Origin of the sequence: Kosakonia oryzae, assembly GCF_001658025.2 — a bacterium.
GTDB classification, from domain to species: domain Bacteria; phylum Pseudomonadota; class Gammaproteobacteria; order Enterobacterales; family Enterobacteriaceae; genus Kosakonia; species Kosakonia oryzae.
In genome coordinates, this window is sequence record NZ_CP014007.2 from 1,490,202 (window position 1) to 1,508,118 (window position 17,917).

The 17,917-nt window shown below is 54.2% G+C and carries 19 protein-coding genes; 13 read left to right on the plus strand and 6 right to left on the minus strand.

What is annotated here, in order from left to right; translation table 11 throughout:
- The first annotated feature begins 144 nt into the window (after window positions 1-144).
- The 10 genes from AWR26_RS07225 (at window position 145) to pdxK (ending at window position 8,500) form a co-directional block, all read left to right on the plus strand.
- The gene (locus AWR26_RS07225; RefSeq protein WP_007370896.1) at window positions 145-570 is read left to right on the plus strand and encodes a GNAT family acetyltransferase; all 426 of its coding nucleotides are present in this window, start codon (window positions 145-147) and stop codon (window positions 568-570) included.
- The gene (locus AWR26_RS07230) at window positions 557-1,006 is read left to right on the plus strand and encodes a DUF2919 domain-containing protein (RefSeq protein ID WP_043952744.1); all 450 of its coding nucleotides are present in this window, start codon (window positions 557-559) and stop codon (window positions 1,004-1,006) included. The genes AWR26_RS07225 and AWR26_RS07230 overlap by 14 nt, the downstream gene beginning before the upstream one ends.
- Window positions 1,007-1,066: 60 nt before the next feature.
- Window positions 1,067-1,642 carry an RpoE-regulated lipoprotein gene (locus tag AWR26_RS07235; RefSeq protein WP_064564613.1) on the plus strand — a complete coding sequence of 192 codons (576 nt, stop codon included), beginning with the start codon at window positions 1,067-1,069 and terminating at the stop codon, window positions 1,640-1,642.
- Window positions 1,643-1,734: 92 nt separating this feature from the next.
- Window positions 1,735-2,634 carry a Dyp-type peroxidase gene (locus tag AWR26_RS07240; protein WP_064564615.1) on the plus strand — a complete coding sequence of 300 codons (900 nt, stop codon included), beginning with the start codon at window positions 1,735-1,737 and terminating at the stop codon, window positions 2,632-2,634.
- A gap of 162 nt (window positions 2,635-2,796) precedes the next feature.
- Entirely contained in the window at window positions 2,797-3,813 is a 1,017-nt protein-coding gene (locus tag AWR26_RS07245; protein ID WP_064564617.1) for a sulfate ABC transporter substrate-binding protein, read from the plus strand.
- Window positions 3,813-4,646: a sulfate/thiosulfate ABC transporter permease CysT gene (gene cysT, locus AWR26_RS07250; protein WP_007370901.1), complete on the plus strand. Its 834-nt coding sequence runs from the start codon at window positions 3,813-3,815 to the stop codon at window positions 4,644-4,646. The genes AWR26_RS07245 and cysT overlap by 1 nt, the downstream gene beginning before the upstream one ends.
- Entirely contained in the window at window positions 4,646-5,521 is an 876-nt protein-coding gene (gene cysW / locus AWR26_RS07255; RefSeq protein WP_007370902.1) for a sulfate/thiosulfate ABC transporter permease CysW, read from the plus strand. The genes cysT and cysW overlap by 1 nt, the downstream gene beginning before the upstream one ends.
- Entirely contained in the window at window positions 5,511-6,605 is a 1,095-nt protein-coding gene (gene cysA, locus AWR26_RS07260) for a sulfate/thiosulfate ABC transporter ATP-binding protein CysA (protein ID WP_064564620.1), read from the plus strand. Before cysW ends, cysA begins: the two co-directional genes overlap by 11 nt.
- A 125-nt stretch (window positions 6,606-6,730) precedes the next feature.
- Window positions 6,731-7,642 (plus strand): cysteine synthase CysM, encoded by a 912-nt coding sequence (gene cysM, locus AWR26_RS07265; RefSeq protein ID WP_043952749.1) that lies wholly within the window; start codon window positions 6,731-6,733, stop codon window positions 7,640-7,642.
- Window positions 7,643-7,660: 18 nt separating this feature from the next.
- Window positions 7,661-8,500 (plus strand): pyridoxine/pyridoxal/pyridoxamine kinase, encoded by an 840-nt coding sequence (gene pdxK, locus AWR26_RS07270; RefSeq protein ID WP_064564622.1) that lies wholly within the window; start codon window positions 7,661-7,663, stop codon window positions 8,498-8,500.
- Window positions 8,501-8,546: 46 nt separating this feature from the next.
- Here pdxK and crr read toward each other — a convergent pair whose 3' ends face one another.
- From crr to cysZ, 5 genes are all read right to left on the minus strand, one after another.
- Window positions 8,547-9,056 carry a PTS glucose transporter subunit IIA gene (gene crr, locus AWR26_RS07275; protein ID WP_043952751.1) on the minus strand — a complete coding sequence of 170 codons (510 nt, stop codon included), beginning with the start codon at window positions 9,054-9,056 and terminating at the stop codon, window positions 8,547-8,549.
- 40 nt (window positions 9,057-9,096) lie between these two features.
- On the minus strand, window positions 9,097-10,824 hold the full coding sequence (gene ptsI / locus AWR26_RS07280; protein ID WP_007370906.1) for a phosphoenolpyruvate-protein phosphotransferase PtsI: 1,728 nt from the start codon (window positions 10,822-10,824) through the stop codon (window positions 9,097-9,099).
- 50 nt (window positions 10,825-10,874) lie between these two features.
- Entirely contained in the window at window positions 10,875-11,132 is a 258-nt protein-coding gene (gene ptsH, locus AWR26_RS07285; protein WP_007370907.1) for a phosphocarrier protein Hpr, read from the minus strand.
- A gap of 381 nt (window positions 11,133-11,513) precedes the next feature.
- Complete coding sequence (gene cysK, locus AWR26_RS07290) at window positions 11,514-12,485, minus strand: cysteine synthase A (protein WP_064564623.1); 972 nt, start codon at window positions 12,483-12,485, stop codon at window positions 11,514-11,516.
- A gap of 145 nt (window positions 12,486-12,630) precedes the next feature.
- Window positions 12,631-13,392, minus strand: coding sequence for a sulfate transporter CysZ (cysZ, locus tag AWR26_RS07295; protein WP_064564625.1), 762 nt, complete (start codon window positions 13,390-13,392; stop codon window positions 12,631-12,633).
- Between the two features lie 227 nt (window positions 13,393-13,619).
- Between cysZ and zipA the strand changes: the two genes are divergently transcribed.
- From zipA to AWR26_RS07310, 3 genes are all read left to right on the plus strand, one after another.
- Window positions 13,620-14,627, plus strand: coding sequence for a cell division protein ZipA (gene zipA, locus AWR26_RS07300; RefSeq protein WP_064564627.1), 1,008 nt, complete (start codon window positions 13,620-13,622; stop codon window positions 14,625-14,627).
- Between the two features lie 70 nt (window positions 14,628-14,697).
- Entirely contained in the window at window positions 14,698-16,716 is a 2,019-nt protein-coding gene (gene ligA, locus AWR26_RS07305) for an NAD-dependent DNA ligase LigA (protein WP_064564629.1), read from the plus strand.
- Window positions 16,717-16,932, plus strand: coding sequence for a DUF3820 family protein (locus AWR26_RS07310; RefSeq protein ID WP_007370913.1), 216 nt, complete (start codon window positions 16,717-16,719; stop codon window positions 16,930-16,932).
- Here AWR26_RS07310 and AWR26_RS07315 read toward each other — a convergent pair.
- Window positions 16,929-17,915 (minus strand): bile acid:sodium symporter family protein, encoded by a 987-nt coding sequence (locus AWR26_RS07315; protein WP_064564631.1) that lies wholly within the window; start codon window positions 17,913-17,915, stop codon window positions 16,929-16,931. The genes AWR26_RS07310 and AWR26_RS07315 overlap by 4 nt on opposite strands.
- Window positions 17,916-17,917: the final 2 nt, after the last annotated feature.

Genomic DNA, 17,917 nt, shown 5'->3' on the forward strand with positions numbered 1-17,917 from the left:
CAAGAGCGATTGTTTTACTTTTCATTTCAATACGTGACAGAGTGCCATTATGCCAAATTTCTACGGTAAAGAGTCTGGATATTGGCTAAGGCGCTGCTTCGGGCCATAATCACCATTTACACAGTTGAAAAGACGGGGAATACCATGGAGATACGCGTTTTTCGCCAGGACGACTTCGAAGAAGTGATCACCTTGTGGGAGCGCTGTGATCTGCTGCGACCATGGAATGATCCGGAAATGGATATCGAACGAAAAGTGAATCACGATGTCAGTCTGTTTCTGGTGGCGGAAGTGAGTGGTGAAGTGGTGGGCACGGTCATGGGCGGTTATGACGGCCATCGTGGCTCGGCATACTATCTCGGCGTACATCCGGAATTTCGCGGCCGCGGCATTGCCAATGCTTTGCTCAATCGGCTGGAGAAAAAATTGATTGCCCGTGGCTGCCCGAAAATCAACCTGATGGTACGTGAAGATAACGATATGGTGATCGGCATGTACGAGCGGCTGGGCTACGAGCATAGCGACTCGGTTAACTTAGGAAAACGTTTGATAGAAGATGAAGAGTATTGATATTTCACCTTCCGACTACGACAGGCATGGACGCCTACGGCTTCCTTTTCTGTTCTGGTGCGTGCTGGCGTTGCAGGCGCGTACCTGGATTTTATTTGTGATGGCAGGCGCGTCGCGCGGGCAGGGCGATGCGCTGTTGACGCTGTTTTATCCCGACCATAATCAGTTCTGGCTGGGGTTATTGCCCGGCTTGCCTGCGGCGTTGGCTTTTTTTCTCAGCGCGCGCCGTGAGCATCATCCTCGCCTCTGGCGCGCGATCCACCCGCTAATGCTGCTGGTTCAGTTGGCGCTGGTGCTGTGGCAGCCTTCGCGCTGGCTCAGCGGTGAAGCGATCTCCGGTATTGGGCTTTCACTGCTGATTATCGACCTCTTTGTTCTCTGGTGGCTGGCGACCTCCCGCCGTCTGCGCGCCTGTTTTTATTCCTCAGATGAATGAACGGCACTTTTTGCCCGCCAGCGACTCCAACTGGCGTTAAATGAAAAAAAGGAATGGTGCATGAAATCCCTGCGTACTTTTATCTGTATGCTGCCGCTGGCATTAACCGGTTGCTCAACGCTCGCGTCTGTGAACTGGTCGGCGGCGTATCCGTGGAACTGGTTTGGCTCCTCGATCGAAGTGAGCGAAAACGGCGTCGGCAAAATCACTGCCAGCACGCCGCTTGATGAGCAGGCCATTAATGATGCGTTAAGCGGTGACTACCATCTGCGTAGCGGCATGAAAACGGAAAATGGCAGCATTGTCCGCTATTTCGAGGCGCTGAAAGATACCCAACTGGCGCTGGTTGTTAACGGCGAAAATGGCGTGGTGAGCCGCATTGATGTGCTGGATAGTGATATCGCCACCGACAAAGGCGTGAAAATCGGCACACCTTTTAGCGCGGTGTTTGATAAGGCGTTTGGCAACTGTGTGAAAGGGGCGGGCGATGACAGTACTGGCGTTGAATGTAAAGCGCCGGGCAGCCAGCACATTAGCTATGTGTTTACCGGCGAATGGAGCGGCCCTGAAGGGTTAATGCCTTCTGATGACACGCTGAAAAACTGGAAATTAAGCAAGCTGGTATGGCGCCGATAATTTGATCGCAACGGGCCGCGACGGGGCGAAAAGACGGTACAATAGCCCGCTTATCGCCACGCATGCGTGGCTTGTTTTTTCCAGGAGGAGTGATGTCTCAGGTGCAAAGCGGCATTTTGCCGGAACACTGCCGTGCAGCGATTTGGATTGAAGCCAGCGTCAAAGGGGACACAGATGCCTTGCGCGCGGGCAGTAAAGTGTTTGTCGATAAGCTGGCAACCTTTCAGCAAAAATTCCCCGATGCGGCGCTGGGGGCGACGGTAGCCTTCGGTAACAACGCATGGCGCGCGCTCAACGGGCCGCAAGGCGCAGAAGAGCTGAAAGATTTCCCCTCTTACGGCAACGGCCTGGCACCCGCCACGCAACATGATGTGCTGATCCATATTCTCTCCCTGCGCCATGATGTGAATTTCTCTGTCGCCCAGGCCGCGCTGGAGGCGTTTGGCGATGCTATCGAGGTGAAAGAAGAGACGCACGGCTTCCGTTGGGTGGAAGAGCGCGATCTGAGCGGCTTTGTTGACGGTACGGAAAACCCGGCGGGCGAGGAGAAGCGCCGCGAAGTGGCGATTATTCAGGATGGTGTCGACGCTGGCGGCACGTATGTGATGGTGCAGCGCTGGGAGCACAACCTGAAGCAGCTCAACCGTATGAGCGTTGCCGATCAGGAGATGATGATTGGCCGCACCAAAGAGGCCAATGAAGAGATCGACGGCGATGCCCGTCCGGTTACCTCGCACCTGACCCGTGTCGATCTGAAAGAGGACGGCAAAGGGCTGAAAATTGTGCGCCAGAGCCTGCCGTATGGCACCGCCAGCGGTACGCACGGCCTTTACTTCTGTACTTACTGTGCGCGCCTTTACAACATTGAACAGCAACTGCTGAGCATGTTTGGCGATGCCGATGGCAAACGCGATGCAATGCTGCGCTTCACCCGTCCGGTAACAGGCGGTTACTATTTTGCGCCGTCGCTCGATAAGCTGCTGTCGCTGTAATATCCCACCTCCTTCCTGGCCGGGAAGACCCGGCCATACTCCTTTCTGCTTATACTCTTTTATGATTCCAAATCACCAAATGGTATATAAAACCGTTACTGGTTTCACACCCGTTATAAATAAACTGAGGGTTGTGGAGTCATCAGCTTATAAGGGTGCGCAATGGCCGTTAACTTACTGAAAAAAGGATATCTGACGCTGGCAGCAATGACGCTGTGGGCGGCGCAGGCACAGGCGACGGAACTGCTAAACAGCTCTTATGATGTGTCACGCGAGCTCTTTGCGGCGTTGAATACACCGTTTGAACAGCAATGGGCGAAAGATAACGCTGGCGATAAGCTGACGATCAAACAATCCCATGCCGGTTCGTCAAAACAGGCGCTGGCGATTTTGCAGGGGCTGAAAGCGGATGTCGTTACCTATAACCAGGTGACGGATGTGCAGATCCTGCACGACAAAGGCAACCTGATCCCGGCGGACTGGCAAAGCCGTTTACCGAACAACAGTTCGCCGTTCTATTCGACGATGGCGTTTCTCGTTCGTAAGGGCAACCCGAAGAATATCCACGAGTGGAGCGACTTAGTGCGTTCCGACGTAAAACTGATCTTCCCGAACCCGAAAACCTCCGGTAATGCCCGTTACACTTATCTGGCGGCGTGGGGCGCAGCGGATCAGGCGGACGGCGGCGATAAAGCGAAAACTGAACAGTTTATGACGCAGTTTTTGAAAAACGTCGAAGTGTTCGATACCGGCGGTCGCGGCGCAACCACCACCTTCGTTGAGCGTGGTCTCGGCGATGTGCTGATTTCCTTTGAATCCGAAGTCAATAACATCCGCAAACAGTACGAAGCGCAGGGTTTTGAAGTGGTGGTGCCGAAGGTCAACATCCTGGCGGAATTCCCGGTGGCCTGGGTCGATAAAAATGTTAAAGCCAACGGGACGGAAAAGGCCGCGAAAGCGTACCTCAACTGGCTCTACAGCCCGCAGGCGCAAACCATCATCACCGATTACTACTACCGCGTGAATAACCCGGATGTGATGGCGAAGCTGGCGGATAAATTCCCGCAGACCGCACTGTTCCGCGTGGAAGATAAATTTGGCTCCTGGCCTGATGTGATGAAAACCCACTTCGCCAGCGGCGGCGAGCTGGATAAGTTACTGGCGGCGGGGCATAAGTGATGTTTGCAGGAACCGCAAAACGTGTGTTGCCGGGGTTTGGTTTAAGCCTCGGCAGCAGCCTGTTTTTTGTTTGTCTGGTATTGCTGCTGCCGCTGAGCGCGCTGGTAATGCAACTGGCGCAAATGAGCTGGTCGCAATACTGGCAAGTGGTCACCGACCCGCAGGTGGTGGCGGCTTATAAAGTCACTTTGCTGTCGGCGTTTGTGGCATCCGCTTTTAACGGCGTTTTTGGTCTGCTGATGGCCTGGATCCTCACCCGTTACCGCTTTCCGGGGCGTACGCTGCTGGACGCGCTGATTGACCTGCCGTTTGCACTGCCGACTGCGGTGGCCGGTTTAACGCTGGCGTCGCTGTTTTCCGTGAACGGATTCTATGGTGAGTGGCTGGCGAAGTTCGATATCAAAGTGACTTACACCTGGCTTGGCATCGCAGTCGCCATGGCCTTTACCAGCATCCCATTTGTGGTGCGCACCATCCAGCCGGTGCTGGAGGAGTTGGGGCCGGAATACGAAGAAGCCGCGGAAACCCTCGGCGCAACGCGCTGGCAGAGTTTTCGTCGCGTCGTACTGCCGGAACTTTCTCCGGCGCTGATGGCGGGCGTGGCGCTGTCGTTCACTCGCAGCCTCGGTGAATTTGGCGCGGTGATCTTTATTGCCGGTAACATTGCCTGGAAGACCGAAGTCACCTCGCTGATGATTTTTGTTCGTTTGCAGGAGTTTGATTACCCGGCGGCGAGCGCGATTGCTTCGGTGATCCTCGCGGCGTCGCTGCTGCTGCTGTTTTCCATCAACACCCTGCAAAGCCGCTTTGGCCAGCGTGTGGTAGGTCACTAATGGCGGAAATAACCGAATTGAAACGCTATGACAAACCTCAGGTGAACTGGGGGAAAATATTTCTGATTACCGCGGGGGTTTTGCTCTCTGCGTTTATCCTTGTCGTGCCGATGATATATATCTTCGTGAAGGCTTTCAGCAAAGGGCTGGTACCGGTGCTGGAAAACCTGGCGAATGCCGACATGCTGCATGCCATCTGGCTGACGGTGCTGATTGCGCTGATCACTGTGCCGGTTAACCTCGTATTTGGCACGCTGCTGGCGTGGCTGGTGACTCGCTTTAACTTTCCCGGTCGCCAGCTTTTGCTGACGTTACTGGATATTCCGTTTGCGGTTTCGCCGGTGGTTGCGGGTCTGATTTATCTGCTGTTTTACGGTTCGAATGGCCCGCTTGGCGGCTGGCTGGATGCGCATAACCTGCAAATTATGTTTGCCTGGCCGGGCATGGCGCTGGTCACCATTTTCGTTACCTGTCCGTTTGTTGTGCGCGAGCTGGTTCCGGTGATGCTGAGCCAGGGGAGCCAGGAAGATGAAGCGGCAATCCTGCTGGGTGCCAGCGGCTGGCAGATGTTTCGCCGCGTAACGCTGCCGAATATCCGCTGGGCGCTGCTGTATGGCGTGGTGCTGACCAATGCGCGTGCGATTGGCGAGTTTGGTGCGGTCTCGGTGGTCTCCGGTTCGATTCGCGGTGAGACGCTGTCGCTGCCGTTACAAATTGAGTTGCTGGAGCAGGATTACAACACGGTAGGCGCATTTACCGCCGCCGCCCTGCTGACCCTGATGGCTATTTTGACACTGTTTTTGAAGAGTGCGTTGCAGTGGCGTTTGAACAACCATGAAAAACGCCAGCAACAGGAGGGAAATCATGAGCATTGAGATTGCCAATATTAAGAAGTCTTTTGGTCGCACCCAGGTGCTGAATGATATCTCGCTGGATATCCCTTCCGGGCAAATGGTGGCGCTGCTGGGGCCGTCTGGTTCCGGGAAGACCACACTGCTGCGCATTATCGCCGGGCTGGAACACCAGACCAGCGGTCGTATTCGTTTTCACGGCACCGACGTAAGCCGGCTGCACGCCCGCGATCGCCGAGTTGGTTTTGTGTTTCAGCACTATGCGTTGTTCCGCCATATGACGGTGTTCGATAACATCGCTTTTGGGCTGACGGTACTGCCGCGTCGCGAGCGGCCGAACGCTGCAGCAATCAAAGCCAAAGTGACGCAATTGCTGGAGATGGTGCAGCTTTCCCATCTGGCAGAACGCTATCCGGCGCAGCTTTCCGGTGGGCAGAAACAGCGTGTGGCGCTGGCGCGCGCGCTGGCGGTAGAGCCGCAGATCCTGCTGCTGGATGAACCGTTTGGTGCGCTGGATGCGCAGGTGCGTAAAGAGCTGCGTCGCTGGCTGCGTCAGTTGCATGAAGAGTTAAAATTTACCAGCGTATTCGTCACCCACGATCAGGAAGAGGCGACGGAAGTGGCCGATCGCGTGGTAGTGATGAGCCAGGGGAACATTGAACAGGCTGATGCGCCAGATCAGGTGTGGCGTGAACCGGCGACCCGCTTTGTGCTGGAGTTTATGGGCGAGGTCAATCGCCTGAAAGGCACGGTGACGGGCGGACAGTTCCAGGTGGGCGCACACCGCTGGCCGCTGGGTTATACACCTGCCTGGCAGGGCGAGGTAGATCTGTTTTTGCGCCCCTGGGAAGTGGATATCAGCCGCCGCACCAGCCTGGATTCTCCCCTGCCGGTACAGGTGCTGGAAGCCAGTCCGAAAGGGCATTATACCCAACTGGTGGTGCAGCCGCTCGGCTGGAACCCTGATCCTCTCACCGTTGTGATGCGCGATGAGCAGCCGCCGCAGCGCGGCGAGCGTTTGTTTGTCGGTTTGCAGCACGCGCGGTTGTATAACGGCAATGAACGTATTGAAGCCGGTACAGAGCTTGCTCTGGCGGAAACTGCCTGATAGGTTAAGCAGCATGTCTATCGCCCGGTGGCGCGTTGCTTACCGGGCCTACAATATCTGCATCAGCACTGCTTTGTAGGCCGGGTAAGCGTAGCGCTACCCGGCTTTTTTATTGAGCAGGAACCGTGAATACATTAGAAGATACCATCGGCAATACGCCGCTGGTTAAATTGCAACGTCTGACGCCGGATAACGGCAGCGAAATCTGGGTCAAACTGGAAGGTAATAATCCCGCAGGATCGGTCAAAGATCGCGCCGCACTGTCGATGATTGTGCAGGCGGAAAAGCGTGGAGAGATTAAGCCCGGTGATGTGCTGATTGAAGCCACCAGCGGCAATACCGGGATCGCGCTGGCGATGATTGCGGCGCTGAAAGGCTATCGCATGAAATTGCTGATGCCGGACAATATGAGCCAGGAGCGTCGTGCGGCGATGCGCGCCTATGGCGCAGAGCTGATTCTGGTCACCAAAGAGCAGGGGATGGAAGGCGCGCGCGATCTGGCGCTGGACATGGCCGCTCGCGGCGAGGGCAAGCTGCTCGATCAATTCAACAACCCGGATAACCCCTACGCCCACTACACCACTACCGGCCCGGAAATCTGGCAGCAGACCGCCGGGCGGATCACCCATTTTGTCTCCAGTATGGGGACAACCGGTACCATCACCGGCGTGTCGCGTTTTCTGCGTGAACAGGATAAACCCGTCACTATTGTCGGGCTGCAACCGGAAGAGGGGAGCAGCATTCCTGGCATTCGCCGCTGGCCGGCCGAATATATGCCGGGCATTTTTAACGCCGCACTGGTGGATGAGGTTCTGGATATCCATCAACGCGAGGCGGAAAATACCATGCGCGCGCTGGCGGTTCAGGAGGGGATCTTCTGTGGTGTCAGTTCTGGCGGTGCGGTTGCGGGCGCGTTGCGCGTGGCGAAAAGTGCGCCAGGCGCAGTGATCGTCGCTATCATCTGCGATCGCGGCGACCGTTACCTCTCCACCGGCGTGTTTGGTGAGGAAAGTTATTCGCAGGGCGCGGGGATTTAACCCGTTAAGGAAGAGAGAATGGAGATGATCCTGTTCCGGGATAAAACCCGGGCGCAGCAGGCTGATATTGTTGCGGTGCAATCTCAGGTTGTGTACGGCAGCGTCGGTAATAGCATTGCGGTGCCAAATATTCGCCAGCACAACCTTAATGTGCTGGCTGTGCCGACCGTGCTGTTCAGCAATACGCCACACTACGATACTTTCTACGGCGGCGTCATCCCGGATGAGTGGTTTAGCGGTTACCTGCAAGCGCTGGAAGAGCGCGACGTTTTGCGTACGCTGAAAGCGGTAACCACGGGCTACATGGGAAGTGCCAGCCAGATTGCACTGCTGGCAACGTGGCTTAAAGCGCTACGGGAGAAACATCCGCAGCTACTGATTCTGGTCGATCCGGTTATTGGTGATACTGACAGCGGCATCTATGTAAAAGCGGAAATTCCTCAAGCCTACCGCGAACATTTACTCCCGCTGGCGCAGGGGATCACGCCGAACGTGTTTGAGCTGGAAATTCTCAGCGGCAAACCGTGCCGGGATCTGCAAAGCGCTATTGCTGCGGCAAAAGGGCTGCTTTCTGCGACTCTGCATTGGGTGGCGATCACCAGCGCGCCGGTAGATGAAGATGACGGTCAGATACATGTCGTGCTGGTGACGGCGGAAGAGGTTACCGTTAGTGGTTATCCGCGTGTCGAAACGGATTTGAAAGGCACTGGCGATCTGTTTTGCTCCGAGCTGGTCAGCAAGGTGATTCAGGGAAATAAGCTGGATGAAGCCGTTCGCGCAGCAGGGAACAGAGTGGTGCAGGTAATGGGTTATACGCTGGAGAAAGGTTACGACGAGCTCATTTTACCGCCGTGCTAACCAATAAAAATGGCGCCCGCAGGCGCCATTTTTTTATGCATTGAGCTTATTTTTTGATGCGGATAACCGGGGTTTCACCCACGGTGACGCTACCAGAAAGTTTAATCAGCTCTTTGATTTCGTCCATGTTGGAGATAACAACCGGAGTCAGGGTTGACTTGGCTTTCTCTTCCAGCAATGGCAGATCAAATTCGATTACCGGGTCGCCAACTTTCACGCGCTGGCCTTCTTCCGCGATGCGTTTGAAGCCTTCGCCTTTCAGTTCAACGGTGTCGATACCGAAGTGAACGAACAGTTCAATGCCGCTATCGGATTCGATAGAGAAGGCATGGTTGGTTTCAAAGATTTTGCCGATAGTACCATCAACCGGAGCAACCATTTTGTTGCCGGTCGGTTTGATAGCGATGCCATCACCAACGATTTTTTCAGCGAACACCACATCCGGCACATCTTCAATATTGACGATTTGACCGGAAAGCGGGGCAACAATCTCAATGGTTCCTGTGTCTTTTTTATCATCAGAAACCAGAGATTTCAGTTTATCGAACAAACCCATGATCTTCTCCTAAGCAGTAATTTGGGCCGCATCTCGTGGATTAGCAGATTGTTTTTTCTTCAATGAACTTGTTAACCAGCATCATTAACTCGTCCGTTGTCGGTTGAGCAAGAGCCTGCTCTGCTAACACCTTCGCATCTTCGAAGTTCGTGTTACGGATAATCTTCTTAATGCGCGGGATAGAAATGGCACTCATACTGAATTCATCCAGACCCATCCCCAGCAACAGAAGTGTAGCACGTTCATCGCCAGCAAGCTCACCGCACATGCCAGTCCATTTGCCTTCTGCATGAGAAGCATCAATAACTTGCTTGATCAGGGTGAGTACTGACGGTGACATCGGCTGGTAAAGATGCGAGATCATATCATTACCACGGTCAACTGCCAGGGTGTACTGCGTTAAATCATTGGTACCGATACTAAAGAAATCAACTTCTTTGGCCAGATGACGAGCAATAGTCGCTGCGGCTGGGGTTTCCACCATCACGCCAATCTCAATGCTTTCGTCAAATGCTTTACCTTCCTGACGAAGTTCCTGTTTGTAGATTTCGATCTCTTTTTTCAGTGCACGCACTTCTTCAACAGAGATAATCATCGGGAACATAATGCGCAGTTTGCCGAAAGCAGAAGCGCGCAGAATAGCGCGAACCTGATCGCGCAGGATCTCTTTGCGATCCATTGCGATACGCACGGCACGCCAGCCGAGGAACGGGTTCTCTTCTTTCGGGAAATTCATGTACGGCAGCTCTTTATCGCCGCCAATGTCCATGGTACGTACAATTACAGCCTGAGAGCCACAGGCTTCAGCTACCGCTTTGTAGGCTTCGAACTGCTCTTCTTCGGTCGGCAGTGCGTCGCGGTCCATGAACAGGAATTCGGTACGGTACAGGCCAACACCTTCAGCGCCATTGCGCTCTGCGCCCGCGACATCGCGAACAGTACCGATGTTGGCACAGACTTCAACCTGATGACCATCAAGTGTGATAGCCGGCAGGTCTTTCAGTTTGGCCAGCTCGGCTTTCTCTTCAGCAACCTGAGCCTGCGCAGCACGCAGGGTTTCGATCTCATCGTCGCTCGGGTTAACGTACACTTTGTTGTTAACCGCATCGAGGATCAGATAGTCGCCGTTTTTCACCTGCGTGGTGACGCTACCGGTGCCCACAATTGCAGGCAGCTCAAGAGAGCGCGCCATGATGGAGGTGTGGGAAGTGCGGCCACCGATATCGGTGATAAAACCGAGCACTTTTTTCAGGTTCAACTGGGCCGTTTCTGACGGGGTCAGATCCGCTGCAACCAGAATGACTTCTTCCTGAATCGCGCTCAGGTCAATGATCGGCATGCCCAGAATGTTGCGCAGCAGACGCTTACCGATATCGCGCACGTCAGCCGCACGCTCTTTCAGGTATTCGTCATCCAGCTCTTCCAGGGCGGTAGCCTGACCTTCGATAACTTCATGCGCCGCAGCGTCGGCAGTCATGCTCTTATCTTTAATCAGGGCTATGATTTCCTGCTCCAGCTCCTCATCTTCCAGCAGCATGATGTGCCCTTCGAAGATGGCTTCTTTTTCTTCACCGAAAGTTTCACCCGCTTTCGTTTTGATCGCTTCAAGCTGTGCCGATGCCTTGGCACGACCGCTCAGAAAACGCTCAACTTCCTGGTCAACCTTGTCGGCAGAAACTTTCTTCCGGTCGATGACTATTTCGTCTTCTTTCAGCAGCAGTGCTTTGCCGAAAGCGATACCCGGGGATGCTAAAATGCCTGAAATCATAACCCTACCTTTACTTGTGACTGATCTTGAAAAGAACTGGTAAGTAAAACTTACTCGAGCTCTGCCATCAGCTTAACCAGATGTTCTACTGCTTTTTGCTCGTCTTCGCCTTCAGCGGTCAACGTCACAACAGTACCTTGAGTCAGGCCCAGAGTTTGCAGTTTGAACAGGCTTTTTGCGCTGGCGCTTTTACCGTTGGAAGTCACAGTGATTTCAGAAGAGAAGCCTTTCGCTTCTTTAACAAACTGAGCAGCAGGGCGGGTGTGCAGACCGTTCGGAGCGGTAATAGTTACTTCTTGCTGGAACATTGTATTTCCCCAACTTATAGGTTTAGTGTTGTGGAACTAAAGTCTAGCCTGGAGGCTTGACTTTAGCCTGTATTGTTAGCGCCGACGCAACGGGAAAAGGTACAGAAGTTCACCTGTGCTGTCCGGCGTGGGTGCTTCTGGCCGTTGACGTTTCGCTCGTCATTAAACATTATGCCGCGAAAGCCAGAATTGAACCAAATCATAAAATCGATTCAGCAGTCTGAAAACTTACTTCGATTAATTTCGCGCTTCAAAATAAATGTGATGGTTAAATACCAGACCAGGAGTTTTCAAGCAATGCCAGGAGGGTTGAAAATTTGATATACGCCACAAAAAAGCACCTCGACGGGTGCTTTTTTGCGCTTTATTTACAATCTGGCATCACTGTTGCAATTCTTTTTCAGTGAAAAGATCGGCAAACAAAGCGGTGCTCAAATAACGCTCGCCTGAAGACGGAAGGATAACCACAATGTTCTTGTTGGTAAAGGCTTCATCTTCCTGCAGCTTCAGCGCTGCGGCAACGGCTGCACCGGAAGAGATACCTGCCAGAATACCTTCTTCTTCCATCAGACGACGCGCAGTGCTGATCGCCTCTTCGTTGGTGACCTTAACCACTTTATCGATCACTTTCATATCCAGGTTGGCAGGGATAAAACCGGCACCGATACCCTGAATTTTATGCGGGCCAGGCTTCAGCTCCTCGCCAGCCAGCGCCTGAGAAATAACAGGTGAATCAGCCGGTTCAACCGCGACAGAAATCAGATCTTTTTTCCCTTTGGTGTTTTTAATAAAGCGCGTCACGCCTGTCAGCGTACCGCCGGTACCCACGCCGGAGACGAAAACATCGACCTGACCATCGGTGTCTTCCCAGATTTCCGGGCCGGTGGTTTTTTCGTGAATTTCCGGGTTTGCCGGGTTGCTGAACTGCTGAAGCAGCAGATATTTCGCCGGATCGCTGGCGACAATTTCTTCCGCTTTCTGAATGGCACCTTTCATGCCTTTCGCGCCTTCGGTCAGAACCAGATTCGCGCCCAGTGCTTTCAGCAGCTTACGGCGTTCAATACTCATGGTTTCCGGCATGGTCAGCGTCAGTTTGTAGCCGCGAGCGGCGGCAACGTACGCCAGAGCGATACCGGTGTTACCGCTGGTGGGTTCAACCAGCTCGACGCCTGGCTTCAGTACACCGCGTTTTTCGGCATCCCAAATCATATTGGCACCGATACGGCATTTTACACTGAAGCTTGGGTTGCGGGATTCGACCTTAGCCAGGATACGTCCGTTACCGATGCGGTTCAGTCGAACCAGCGGCGTATGACCAATCGTCAACGAGTTGTCTTCAAAAATCTTACTCATAGCCTGTCCTGTCCTTAACTGTATGAAATTTGGGAACCACCTCAGCATACGCACTTACCCGTGATGGGGAAGTAAAGAAATCGCATATCTATATGCTGAGGTGAAATAATGGTTACCAGTATGGAATAAGAAACGGAATAATTCCTTAACGCCAGGCGGCGTGTTTTTCACGATAGCAATCGACCCACATTGCTGTCGCGCCACACACGGCTACGGGCATGACTACCAGGTTAAGTACAGGGATCATCGTGAATAAGCTGGTCAACGCGCCAAATTGCATATTGATGATTTTGCGTTCACGTAGAGCAATGCGCATCGCTTTGAACGGGACTTTATGGTTATCGAACGGGTAATCGCAGTACTGAATCGCCAGCATCCATGCGCTGAAGAGGAACCATAATACCGGTGCCACGGTTTGCCCAATGCCAGGGATAAAGTAGAGGATAAGCAGAAGAAGCGCGCGCGGTAAATACCAGGCCAGCTTTTGCCACTCGCGCTTCATAATCCGCGGTACATCTTTCAGCACACCAAAAACGCCGACATCCGGCGGCGTCGCGCCCGTTAAACGCGCTTCCAGCTGTTCAGCGAGCAGGCCATTAAACGGCGCCGCAATCCAGTTGGCCAGCGTAGAGAAAAAGTAACCAAGCACCAGCAAAATGGAGATCACCACGATCGGCCATAACAGATAGCTCAACCACTGTAGCCAGTCGGGCACATGGCTCATTAATGAAGGGATCCAGACATCGAGACGGGAAAACAGCCACCAGAAAGCGCCGCCCATCAAGACGATATTGACCAGCAATGGCAGAATGACAAAGCGACGAATGCCTGGCAGCGTGACCAGTTTCCAGCCCTGGGTAAAATAAAAGAGGCCACTATGTGCAGTGCCCTGGGACGATGAAACCATAATCTGGCTATACTCCTTTTCTAATGATCCGCGAACGGCAGCTTATAATATTCATCCGGGTGGCGAAACCTGTTCAGAAATGTTCGAAAAAACAGCAAAAAGCACAATTTAGTTCATCTTTATGCGGTGAAACCCACGAGCACACTTGCACTTGACGTAATCGACAAATACTCTTAGTGAGTAAATGTTTGCCGTGGTGGCAAGGTGTTAGAACAACAGAGAATATAATGATGCAGGATTTGCGTCTGATATTAATCATTGTTGGCGCGATCGCCATAATCGCTTTACTGGTTCACGGTTTCTGGACCAGCCGTAAAGAACGTTCGTCAATGTTCCGCGATCGCCCATTAAAACGCATGAAGTCGCGACGTGACGACGACGAGTTGGATGACGAGGACATCGATGACGACGAAGGCGTGGGTGAAGTTCGCGTTCACAAAGTGAATCACGCGCCGAGATCGGGTAACGATCACGATGCGCCTCGTCAGTCTCCGCAACATCAATATCAGCCGCCTTACGCGTCGGCGCAGCCACGTCCGTCTGCACCGGTTCAACCCGAAGAGCCACCGCACCCTGCGCCGCAATCCAGGAATCAGCCGCAGCAGCATCAGCCAGAGCGTCCGCAAGTGCAGGCACCGGCGTTTGAGCAACAACCTGTTCGCCCAACCGCGCAGCCAGTAGCACCGCAGCAGCACGCACCGCAGTATCAAGCGCCGCAGCAACCCCATCATCAGCCACAGCCGCAGGCCCATGAACCTGCGCCGCAACCAGAGCCGGAACCGGTTATCGAAACGCCGCAGGAAAAACCGCAGCGCAAAGAAACTGTTATCATCATGAACGTCGCTGCACACCATGGCAGCACGCTCAACGGCGAAGTGCTGCTGAACAGTATTTTGCAGGCCGGGTTTAAATTTGGCGATATGAGTATTTTCCATCGTCATCTCAGCCCGGACGGCAGCGGCCCGGCACTCTTCAGCCTGGCCAACATGGTTAATCCGGGGACGTTTGATGTTGAAACGATGGGCGAGCTGACCACGCCTGGCGTCACGATCTTTATGCAGGTGCCATCCTACGGTGACGAACTGCAAAACTTCAAACTGATGCTGCAATCCGCGCAACATATTGCCGACGAAGTGGGCGGTGTGGTGCTTGACGATCAGCGCCGGATGATGACGCCACAGAAATTGCGTGAATACCAGGATCGTATTCGCGAGGTTAAAGACGCCAACGCGTAATGGATTGACCACGAATATCACACTCCAGAACCCCCGCCTGTCGGGGGTTTTTTATCATTGATGGTGCGACATGGAATCGATTGAACAACAACTAACAGAGCTGCGAACGACGCTTCGCCATCATGAATATCTGTACCACGTAATGGACGCGCCGGAAGTTCCGGACGCCGAGTACGATCGCCTGATGCGTGAACTGCGCGAGCTTGAAGCGCAACATCCGGAGCTGATTACGCCCGATTCGCCCACTCAGCGCGTAGGCGCGGCGCCGCTGACCGCCTTCCGCCAGGTGCGTCACGAAGTGCCAATGCTGTCACTGGATAACGTCTTCGACGAAGAGAGTTTCCTCGCCTTTAACAAACGCGTACAGGATCGGCTGAAAAGCACCGATGCGCTGACCTACTGCTGCGAGTTAAAACTCGATGGTCTGGCGGTGAGTATTCTCTATGAGAATGGCGTACTGATCCGCGCGGCAACGCGCGGCGACGGGACAACCGGTGAAGACATTACCAGCAACGTGCGCACTATCCGCGCGATTCCACTGAAACTGCACGGCGACAATATTCCCGCTCGCCTTGAAGTGCGCGGCGAAGTCTTTTTGCCGCAGTCAGGTTTTGAAAAGATCAACGAAGAGGCGCGTCGCACCGGCGCGAAAGTGTTCGCCAACCCGCGCAACGCAGCGGCGGGGTCGTTACGCCAGCTCGATCCGCGTATTACGGCGAAACGCCCACTCACTTTCTTCTGTTATGGTGTCGGCATCCTCGAAGGCGGCGAACTGCCGCGTAGCCATATGGGGCGCTTGCAGCAATTCAAAGCCTGGGGCTTGCCGGTGAGTGAGCGCATACGTCTTTGTGATTCGCCGGAAGCGGTGCTGGCGTTCTACCGTCAGGTGGAAAACGATCGTCCGACGTTGGGCTTCGACATTGACGGCGTGGTGATTAAAGTTGATTCACTGGAGTTGCAGGAGCAACTGGGCTTTGTCGCGCGCGCGCCGCGCTGGGCGGTAGCGTTCAAATTTCCGGCACAGGAGCAGATGACTTTTGTTCGCGACGTCGAATTTCAGGTTGGCCGTACCGGAGCCATCACGCCGGTTGCAAGGCTGGAGCCGGTACACGTTGCAGGCGTATTGGTGAGTAATGCCACGCTACACAATGCTGATGAAATCGATCGGTTGGGGTTGCGTATCGGCGATAAAGTAGTGATTCGCCGCGCCGGTGATGTGATCCCGCAGGTGGTCAACGTGGTGCTCGCCGAGCGCCCGGAACAGACGCGCGAAGTGATTTTCCCGCAACATTGCCCGGTATGTGGTTCCGATGTGGAACGTGTTGAAGGCGAAGCCGTTGCCCGCTGTACTGGCGGCTTAATTTGCGGGGCACAGCGCAAAGAAGCGCTTAAACATTTTGTCTCCCGCCGCGCGATGGATGTGGACGGCATGGGCGATAAAATCATCGACCAACTGGTAGAGAAAGAGTATGTCCAGACGCCTGCGGATCTGTTCCGCCTGACGGCGGGCAAGCTGACCGGCCTGGATCGCATGGGGCCAAAATCGGCGCAAAACATCATTACTGCGCTGGAAAACGCCAAAGAGACGACGTTTGCCCGGTTCCTTTATGCGCTGGGGATCCGCGAAGTAGGCGAGGCCACGGCAGCAGGGCTGGCGGCGTATTTTGGTACGCTCGATGCGCTGATGGCGGCATCGGTGGATGAGCTACAAAAAGTACCCGATGTCGGCGTCGTGGTCGCGAAGCACGTGAGCAACTTCTTCAATGAAGAGAGTAACCGCGAGGTGATCGCGCAATTGGTGGGCGAAGTGGGTATTCACTGGCCTGCACCATTAGTGGTCAATGCGGAAGAGATCGACAGCCCGTTTGCCGGTAAAACGGTGGTGCTGACCGGTAGCCTTAGCCAGCTCTCGCGTGATGAAGCCAAAGCACGTCTGACGGCGCTGGGTGCCAAAGTGGCCGGTAGCGTGTCGAAAAAAACCGATCTGGTGATCGCCGGTGAGGCGGCAGGTTCAAAACTGGCAAAAGCGCAGGAACTGGGGATCGCTGTGATTGATGAAGCGGAGATGATCCGGCTGCTGGGGGAATAAATGGAAAAAGAACAGCTCGTCGACATCGCTAACACCGTGATGCCTTTTGGTAAATATCAGGGGCGACGGCTGATTGATTTGCCGGAAGAGTATTTGCTGTGGTTCGCCCGGAAAGATGAGTTTCCTGCCGGGCGACTGGGGGAATTGATGCAGATTACCCTGCTTATCAAAACCGAGGGGCTGAGCCATCTGGTGCAGCCCCTGAAGCGCGGCTAGGCTTTTGCCGCTTCCTGCGCCTGCTGCTCCGTCTGGCGTTTGTAGCGGCGGGCCAGCACGGCGCAAACCATTAGCTGGATCTGGTGGAAGATCATCAGCGGCAGCACCATCATGCCAATGACTGAAGTCGGGAAGAGAATGTTCGCCATCGGGATACCGTTGGCGAGACTCTTCTTCGAACCGCAGAACACAATGGTAATTTCATCCGCTTTGTTAAAGCCGCATTTCCGCGCCACCAGGATGTTCACCATGATGACAATCGCCAGCAGTACGAGGCTTGCGACCACGATAAACAGCAGTGAACCGACGCCCACCTTATGCCAGATACCGTTCACCACCGCTTCGCTGAACGCCGAGTAAACCACCAGCAGAATCGAAGTCTGGTCGGTTTTTGAAATCCATTTTTTATGTTTCGCCACAAATGCGCCGGTCCACGGACGCGACAGGTGACCAAGCACAAACGGCAGCAGCAATTGCAGCATGATCTTGCCCACTTGTTCGAGGCTGCCCCCGGCACCGTGCAGATTCATCAACAAGCCAACCAGCAACGGCGAGAGGAAGATCCCCAGCAGGCTGGAGGCCGATGCAGAACAGACGGCAGCAGCAACATTACCGCCCGCCAGTGAGGTAAAGGCAATCGCCGACTGTACTGTCGCAGGCAAAATACACAGATAGAGGAAGCCGGTATACAGCTCCTGGCTGACATTCACCGGCGACCACCAGACAAACAGCACGCCAAGCGCCGGGAAAAGCACAAAGGTGCTGCACATTACCCACAGATGCAAACGCCAGTGGCTGCCGCCCGCGATGATCGCTTCGCGAGAGAGTTTCGCACCATGCATAAAAAACAGCAGCGCAATGGCGGCAGTGGTTAACCCTTCAAAGAAAGGAACAAAACCGCCGCGCGCGGGGAAGAAAGAAGCCAGCAAAACGGTACAGACGAGCGTGAGGGTAAAAGGATCAAGGATTCGAAAAAGTTTCATGT

Coding starts and splice junctions, on each gene's coding strand:
- AWR26_RS07225 (WP_007370896.1), top strand. CDS start 145: ATGGAGATACGCGTTTTTCGCCAGGACGACTTCGAAGAAGTGATCACC.
- AWR26_RS07230 (WP_043952744.1), top strand. CDS start 557: ATGAAGAGTATTGATATTTCACCTTCCGACTACGACAGGCATGGACGC.
- AWR26_RS07235 (WP_064564613.1), top strand. CDS start 1,067: ATGAAATCCCTGCGTACTTTTATCTGTATGCTGCCGCTGGCATTAACC.
- AWR26_RS07240 (WP_064564615.1), top strand. CDS start 1,735: ATGTCTCAGGTGCAAAGCGGCATTTTGCCGGAACACTGCCGTGCAGCG.
- AWR26_RS07245 (WP_064564617.1), top strand. CDS start 2,797: ATGGCCGTTAACTTACTGAAAAAAGGATATCTGACGCTGGCAGCAATG.
- cysT (WP_007370901.1), top strand. CDS start 3,813: ATGTTTGCAGGAACCGCAAAACGTGTGTTGCCGGGGTTTGGTTTAAGC.
- cysW (WP_007370902.1), top strand. CDS start 4,646: ATGGCGGAAATAACCGAATTGAAACGCTATGACAAACCTCAGGTGAAC.
- cysA (WP_064564620.1), top strand. CDS start 5,511: ATGAGCATTGAGATTGCCAATATTAAGAAGTCTTTTGGTCGCACCCAG.
- pdxK (WP_064564622.1), top strand. CDS start 7,661: ATGGAGATGATCCTGTTCCGGGATAAAACCCGGGCGCAGCAGGCTGAT.
- crr (WP_043952751.1), bottom strand. CDS start 9,056: ATGGGTTTGTTCGATAAACTGAAATCTCTGGTTTCTGATGATAAAAAA.
- ptsI (WP_007370906.1), bottom strand. CDS start 10,824: ATGATTTCAGGCATTTTAGCATCCCCGGGTATCGCTTTCGGCAAAGCA.
- ptsH (WP_007370907.1), bottom strand. CDS start 11,132: ATGTTCCAGCAAGAAGTAACTATTACCGCTCCGAACGGTCTGCACACC.
- cysK (WP_064564623.1), bottom strand. CDS start 12,485: ATGAGTAAGATTTTTGAAGACAACTCGTTGACGATTGGTCATACGCCG.
- cysZ (WP_064564625.1), bottom strand. CDS start 13,392: ATGGTTTCATCGTCCCAGGGCACTGCACATAGTGGCCTCTTTTATTTT.
- zipA (WP_064564627.1), top strand. CDS start 13,620: ATGATGCAGGATTTGCGTCTGATATTAATCATTGTTGGCGCGATCGCC.
- ligA (WP_064564629.1), top strand. CDS start 14,698: ATGGAATCGATTGAACAACAACTAACAGAGCTGCGAACGACGCTTCGC.
- AWR26_RS07310 (WP_007370913.1), top strand. CDS start 16,717: ATGGAAAAAGAACAGCTCGTCGACATCGCTAACACCGTGATGCCTTTT.
- AWR26_RS07315 (WP_064564631.1), bottom strand. CDS start 17,915: ATGAAACTTTTTCGAATCCTTGATCCTTTTACCCTCACGCTCGTCTGT.